At 42.3% G+C, this 6,264-nt stretch carries 8 protein-coding genes; all 8 read left to right on the top strand.

Going from position 1 to position 6,264, the window contains the following annotated elements; all coding sequences use genetic code 11:
* Positions 1 to 450: SDR family oxidoreductase (locus tag LZG71_RS26185; RefSeq protein ID WP_233825554.1), on the top strand; the 450-nt coding region annotated here is incomplete at its 5' end.
* Between the two features lie 155 nt (positions 451 to 605).
* The gene (locus LZG71_RS26180; RefSeq protein ID WP_233825552.1) at positions 606 to 1,850 is read left to right on the top strand and encodes an MFS transporter; all 1,245 of its coding nucleotides are present in this window, start codon (positions 606 to 608) and stop codon (positions 1,848 to 1,850) included.
* 218 nt (positions 1,851 to 2,068) lie between these two features.
* A complete protein-coding gene (locus LZG71_RS26175; RefSeq protein WP_233825550.1) occupies positions 2,069 to 2,452 on the top strand; it encodes a hypothetical protein in 384 nt (127 codons plus the stop codon).
* 205 nt (positions 2,453 to 2,657) lie between these two features.
* Positions 2,658 to 3,005, top strand: a complete 348-nt coding sequence (locus LZG71_RS26170; RefSeq protein WP_233825548.1) for a type II toxin-antitoxin system HigB family toxin — start codon at positions 2,658 to 2,660, stop codon at positions 3,003 to 3,005.
* Positions 2,986 to 3,567 (top strand): helix-turn-helix transcriptional regulator, encoded by a 582-nt coding sequence (locus LZG71_RS26165; RefSeq protein ID WP_233825546.1) that lies wholly within the window; start codon positions 2,986 to 2,988, stop codon positions 3,565 to 3,567. Before LZG71_RS26170 ends, LZG71_RS26165 begins: the two co-directional genes overlap by 20 nt.
* A 217-nt stretch (positions 3,568 to 3,784) precedes the next feature.
* Positions 3,785 to 4,159, top strand: a complete 375-nt coding sequence (locus LZG71_RS26160; protein WP_233825544.1) for a DUF3244 domain-containing protein — start codon at positions 3,785 to 3,787, stop codon at positions 4,157 to 4,159.
* A 185-nt stretch (positions 4,160 to 4,344) separates the two neighbouring features.
* On the top strand, positions 4,345 to 5,448 hold the full coding sequence (locus LZG71_RS26155; RefSeq protein WP_233825542.1) for a Gfo/Idh/MocA family protein: 1,104 nt from the start codon (positions 4,345 to 4,347) through the stop codon (positions 5,446 to 5,448).
* Between the two features lie 47 nt (positions 5,449 to 5,495).
* Complete coding sequence (locus LZG71_RS26150) at positions 5,496 to 6,179, top strand: DUF6624 domain-containing protein (RefSeq protein WP_233825540.1); 684 nt, start codon at positions 5,496 to 5,498, stop codon at positions 6,177 to 6,179.
* Positions 6,180 to 6,264: the final 85 nt, after the last annotated feature.

Genomic DNA, 6,264 nt, shown 5'->3' with positions numbered 1-6,264 from the left:
GAAGTAATGAAGACCAATCTGGAAGGGCCATTTTTCCTGACGCAGGCAATCGCGAAAAAAATGGCGCACACCAAACAAAACAATCACGCCTTCGAGGCATCAATCGTTTTCGTGACGTCCATTTCTGCCACCGTGGCGTCTATCAATCGTGGAGAATATTGTTTATCGAAAGCAGGATTGGCTATGACAAACCTGCTTTTTGCTGTTAGAATGGCGGAATATGCTATCCCGGTGTATGAGGTAAGACCAGGCATTATTTCTACCGACATGACTTCCAAAGTACAGGAAAAATACGACAACCTGTTTCAGGGAGGAATCGCATTGCAACCAAGATGGGGAACGCCGGAAGATGTAGGCAAAGCGGTGGCTTCTCTCACGAGGGGAGATTTCCCTTACTCAACCGGTCAGGTGATTGGTGTAGACGGAGGTATGCTGATCGACAGACTATAAATTCGCAATACGCTGTTTTCAGCGCGTATGCAACATTGTGATTGAAAATAGAGCTTGTCTCACCTAACATGGAAGCTAGCTGTATTTCTTGCTTAAAATGTAACTCACAAATAAAAGAGCCTAAAAGCTGCGGCTGATAGCTCATTCCTAAACCCATGTCCATTCATTCCGAATCTCGTCCGTCTTTGCTTTCGCAACTTTTACAGGTGCCGGTTATTGTGGCAGCACTTGGTTATCTGGTCGATATGTATGACCTTTTTCTTTTTAGCGTGGTACGTGTACCCAGTTTAAAAGCATTGAATGTGCCCGACGACCAATTACTGACAGAAGGAATTACTCTTCTCAATTACCAGATGGCCGGAATGCTTATCGGTGGAGTTCTGTGGGGCGTTATTGCCGATAAAAAAGGCAGGTTATCCGTACTCTTTGGATCAATCATAATGTACTCCCTTGCCAACATCGGAAACGGTTTTGTAACTTCTCTGGATCAATACGCTATTCTTCGTTTCATTGCCGGGGTTGGCCTTGCTGGTGAGCTCGGGGCCGGCATCACACTGGTTACCGAAGTGCTTCCGAAAGAAATAAGAGGTTATGGAACTACACTCGTTGCAACACTAGGCGTGTTGGGTGCCATTCTTGCCTATTTTGTAGCCGACCTCTTTGCCTGGCGGATCTCCTATTTCGTAGGTGGAGGTATGGGACTTCTGCTACTCGTATTACGTTTCAACGTATTCGAATCTGGCATTTTTGATAAAGTAAAGGAAAAGGCGGTTGACAAAGGCAATGTATTGATGATACTTACCAATTGGAAACGTCTTTCCAAATACCTGATGGCGATTCTCATTGGGCTTCCAATCTGGTTCGTTGTGGGTATTCTAATCACCTTCTCCCCAGAGTTTGGAATAGCAAAAGGAGTAGACGGCATTAATGCAGGAAAAGCGGTTATGCTTGCTTTTTCAGGACAAGTGTTTGGCGACATAGTGAGCGGACTGCTGAGTCAATACCTGAAAAGCAGAAAGAAAGTGATCGGTCTTTTTATTATCCTTTCGCTTGCCATGGTTGTCGGCTATTTGTTGATTCCGATCACTGATCCATTCTCTTTCTACACACTTTGCGCCTTGCTCGGTTTCTGTAATGGGTATTGGACTTTGTTCATCACCATTGCAGCAGAACTGTTCGGAACCAACCTGCGGGCAACCGTTGCCACCACCGTACCAAATTTCGTAAGAGGAGCAACCATCCCGCTTGCCGCCTTATTTGTGCAGTTCAAACCAGATATCGGTGTTATTCAGAGCGGACTTTTATTGGGAGTAGGTACGAGCGCTGTTGCCCTGCTTGCACTTTATTTTATAGAAGAGACATTCACCAAGGATATGGATTTTATTGAAAAAGAAGAATAGTGACTATCTTTTGAGTTCATAAGTGAAAGGCTTCCGCGAAATCGGGGGCCTTTTTCATTCGCCTAGTCACGTAATTTCCTGCCAATTTTCCATTCGTCACCGAAGTATTACCGTTCGCGTACTTTGCTATACATAGTACCTGTTATAGCCCTTATATTTGTCATGTTCTTTTAGATGAACAACCGCAACAGCGGATCAAATTTAAAACTTATATAGCCATGAAAAACTCAATCAAAACCTTCGCCTACGCATTAGTACTTCTTGCAACTGTTTCTTTCACTGCCAATGCAGAAGATAAAGAAACCAAAAAATCTGCCGGATTCGGAACGGGAATTTACACCACCAAAAGCGGTAAAATAAATGTACTAGTAGACAAAGTGAACAACGACGCTTCCACTACACTCTTGATTAAAGATGCAAATGGATCTGTATACTATCGTGAAACAATCGGAAAAAACAATCAAAAATTCGGACGTGCTCTGAATGTGGACGAACTGCCTCTGGGCAAATACGAGATCGAAGTGGTGAGTAAAGGAGAAAGACAGACCAAAACGTTCGAGCTGACTAATCAGAAAGCAGAAAGAACTTTGGCTATCAAGTAAAAACTTCCGCAAACTCTGAAACCATGGCTCCTGGAAACGGGAGCCATTTTTTGTGTGGAAATGATTATTCAAAAACCTAGGATGAGTGACTTTCCCTCGATGATGAAACCAAATCAGGAAATATCGTCTAATCTCCGAGACAACTCACATACTTATTTAAAAGTTTCATTTATAGTGGAACTTTTAATCCTAACCGACAGTTGCAATGAGAGTTACAGGAAAGAAAATTTTGGCTAAGCTTAAACTCAAACAGAGAGGTAATTCAAGACTCCTGAATGAAATAGACTTACTCATTTCTGATCTGGAAAGTAACGACTTTACATCTTTCGAAGACTTAAAAAAGGTAAGAATCGATGTTGATAAAGTGCACAACGAGGGATTTTACTTTTTCAACATTCATGTTCACAGAACGCTAATACTTCTGGAAATGAATGAAACTGGTGAAGCGACCATTATTTGGGCAGGAAGTCATCAGGAATACGAAGAATTGTTCAGGAACAATAAGAGCACGATTTCTAAATGGCTTAAACAAAATGGCTGGATTACCTCATAACATGAAAGAAGCTGACATCAGATCCATCGTCAAAAAAGGAGAATTACTTTCCGAGCTTGATTTTGAAAGAGCATCAATGGCAGATCGTACCTTACGCGTGCTTTCAAAAATCGACCCCTCTCTTTCAGAGCTCAGAAATGAACTCCGGGCCCTTCTCGTAGCATACGAATCGTTACATTGGACTGATGCTGACAAAATTTCGGAAAAGCAACTAGCCGAGAGCGGGATGGCCGAGCAAGTAGTATTCGCAGAACAACGATTCTTAAAACACCGAAAAGAAATCATTCTCGCTCGCCTTACAGAATTAGGCCTTATACAAAAGGATCTTGGAACGCTATTAAACCACAGTAAATCTTACACCTCGGAACTCCTCAATGGAATCAGAGCATTCTCGTCGAACGATTTGATTTTGATTCATAAACTTCTAAAAATAGACCTGAGTGATCTATTTCCAACACATATATCTGCACAAACTCAAAAGAGGATTCAGGATTCTATCAGCAAAATTTCCTCTAAAAATATCCGACTTAAAGCTCCGGAACTTGAACTTACAAATTCATAATTTTTGCCTTTGCTTTATTTTGAAGACCCGAAGCAATCCTTCGAGGTCTTTTTATTTATACCCCGAATTCTCTCCAAACTACCATCTCGCCACTCGTCCTATCACTTGCGCCACTCGTGTACTTTGCATTACATAGTACTGGTTCGCAGGCTACATTTGTATTGTTCAATTAGCCATAACTGCTACGGCAGATCACATAAATAAAATATAAAAAGCCATGAAAACTACATTCAAAACCTTCGCTGTTGCCTTTGCTCTTATCGCTGCTTCTTTCACTGCCAATGCAGAAGAAACTAAAAAAGCTTCCGGATTCGGAACAGGTATTTACACAACTAAAAGTGGTAAAATCAATGTACTGGTTGATAAACCCAATGCTGACGCAAACACCACGCTCTTATTGAAAAATGAAAAAGGTGACGTCGTTTATCAGGAAACAGTAAGTAAGAAAACTCAGAAATTCGGTCGTACGCTTAATGTAGACGAGCTTCGCTCAGGAAAATATGAGATTCAGGTTACCAGCCAGGGTGAAACACAAAGTAAGTCTTTCGAGCTTTCCAATCAGGAAACGGCAAGAACACTTCAAATAAAATAATGCACTCATCAGCACAGCAAAAACGGCCCCAACATTACGTTAGGGGCCGTTTTTGCTTTTAAGCGTAATTCCTGAGCCATTACGCCGTTAATAGAAATCGTAACGTTTTAAAAGGAGATTAGCCATTTGGCATTCTTCTAGGTAAAAAGAAATCTATTTCAACTCATCTAACCATTTCCTGATACATGAGCTCACGTCGTGATTTTCTTCAAAAAGTTTCACTCGGTATAGGTGCTGCTGCCTTTTCGGATTTGCCAGCCGTTGCTGCCCATATTAACAGAGGCCAGGACAAACAACTACGAGTGGCAATTATGGGTTTGGGAGGTTATGCCAATATTGTAGCCAAAGGAATGCAGGAATGCAAAATCGCCAAAATAACCGGCGTAATTTCCGGCACACCGTCCAAAATTGAAACCTGGAAACAGAAGTACAACATACCGGATAAGAACACGTATAACTACGAAACCGTTGCACAGATCAAAGACAACCCGGATATTGACCTGGTGTATGTGATCACACCAAACTCGTTGCATCACAAACACGTATTGCAGATTGCCGCCGCCGGAAAACATGTTATTTGTGAAAAACCAGTGGCCGATAACGCGAAACAGGCACGCGAGATGATTGCTGCCTGTGAAAAAGCGGGTGTAAAGTTTTACATCGGATACCGGCTTCATTTCGAACCACATACCAAAGAACTGATTCGCATGCGTGAAGCCGGTGAGTTTGGCAAAATCATGCATGTAAACAACTACGCGGGTTTTAAAATTGGCGATCCTACACAATGGCGACTAAAAAAATCCCTAGCCGGAGGTGGTGCCATGATGGACGTCGGGGTATATTCTCTGAACGGAGCGCGGTACTGTACAGGTGAAGAGCCGGTTTGGGTGACAGCCCAAGAGGGTAAAACAGATCCGGTCAAATTTAAGGAAGTAGACGAAACGATCACTTTCCAGCTTGGTTTCCCCAGCGGCATCATTGCCAATTGCGGCTGTACTTACAATTTCAACCATGTGGAAGGTCTGAAACTGATGGGCGAAAAGGGATGGGCAGAAATGAATCCTGCCTTTGGATACGGACCCATTCGGTTGAATACTCATAAAGGAAATCTTGAAGCGCCGGATGTAAATCACCAGGCTTATCAGATGGACGGTATTGCAGACTGCATTCTGAACAACAAACCTGATCCGAATGTATCTGGAAAGGAAGGCCTTAAAGACATGATCGTGATCGATGCGGTTTATGAATCCTTGAAGAAGAACGGTGCCAAGATTTTTATCAACAAATAACAAGTGTTATCTTGATCCACCTACATAGTTGAAATTATAACCAACACATGAAATTAACCGGTATCGTTGCCCTATTTTTGATAATCAGCTCTAATTCCTTTGGCCAGAATATCAATACCCAATTAAAAAAAGAGCTCGACAGCATGTATGTGCTCGACCAAAAGTACCGGGAATTGATGCAAATTAAGCAGGATCCAAAGAAGGCTGATTCTCTTGCCAAAGTGTATCGGGTAAACCCGGAAGACCTTTCTGATCACTTGTGGAATCGGCAGAATGCAGTGGATGAAAGCAACATAGAACGTGTAGAGGCAATTATAAAACAATATGGTTATCCGGGCGAAACGCTGGTTGGTTCGCCATCCAACGAAGCCGTTTTTTATGTAATCCAACACTCCGAAAAAATTGACCAGTATTTGCCGCTCGTCGAAAAAGCCGCTCAGGAAAAACAGTTGCCATTCAAATTGTTTGCCATGATGAAGGATCGCTCACTAATGCAAAATGAAAAAGAACAGATCTACGGCACTCAGGCGAGTGGATTTAGCGCAATAAATAAAGAAACAAAAAAAGCCGAATGGACCTGGATCATTTGGCCAATAGCCGATCCGGAAAATGTGAATAAAAGACGAAAAGAGGCCGGCTTCGATCAAACGGTTGAAGAGAATGCCAAAAGACTCAATGTGGATTACAAAGTGCTTACGATTGAAGAAGTGAACAAGATGAAAGTACGGTAAGAGTAGCCTGTAATGTTTAATTGGCGTTTGTGGCAGGTGAAAAGTGAGATGTAAAATGGTATTTTTGTGCTTTCACATTCCAGCA

It is taken from the genome of Dyadobacter sp. CY312 (genome assembly GCF_021390535.1).
Taxonomy (GTDB): domain Bacteria; phylum Bacteroidota; class Bacteroidia; order Cytophagales; family Spirosomataceae; genus Dyadobacter.
This window is presented reverse-complemented; position numbering and strand designations above follow the sequence as displayed.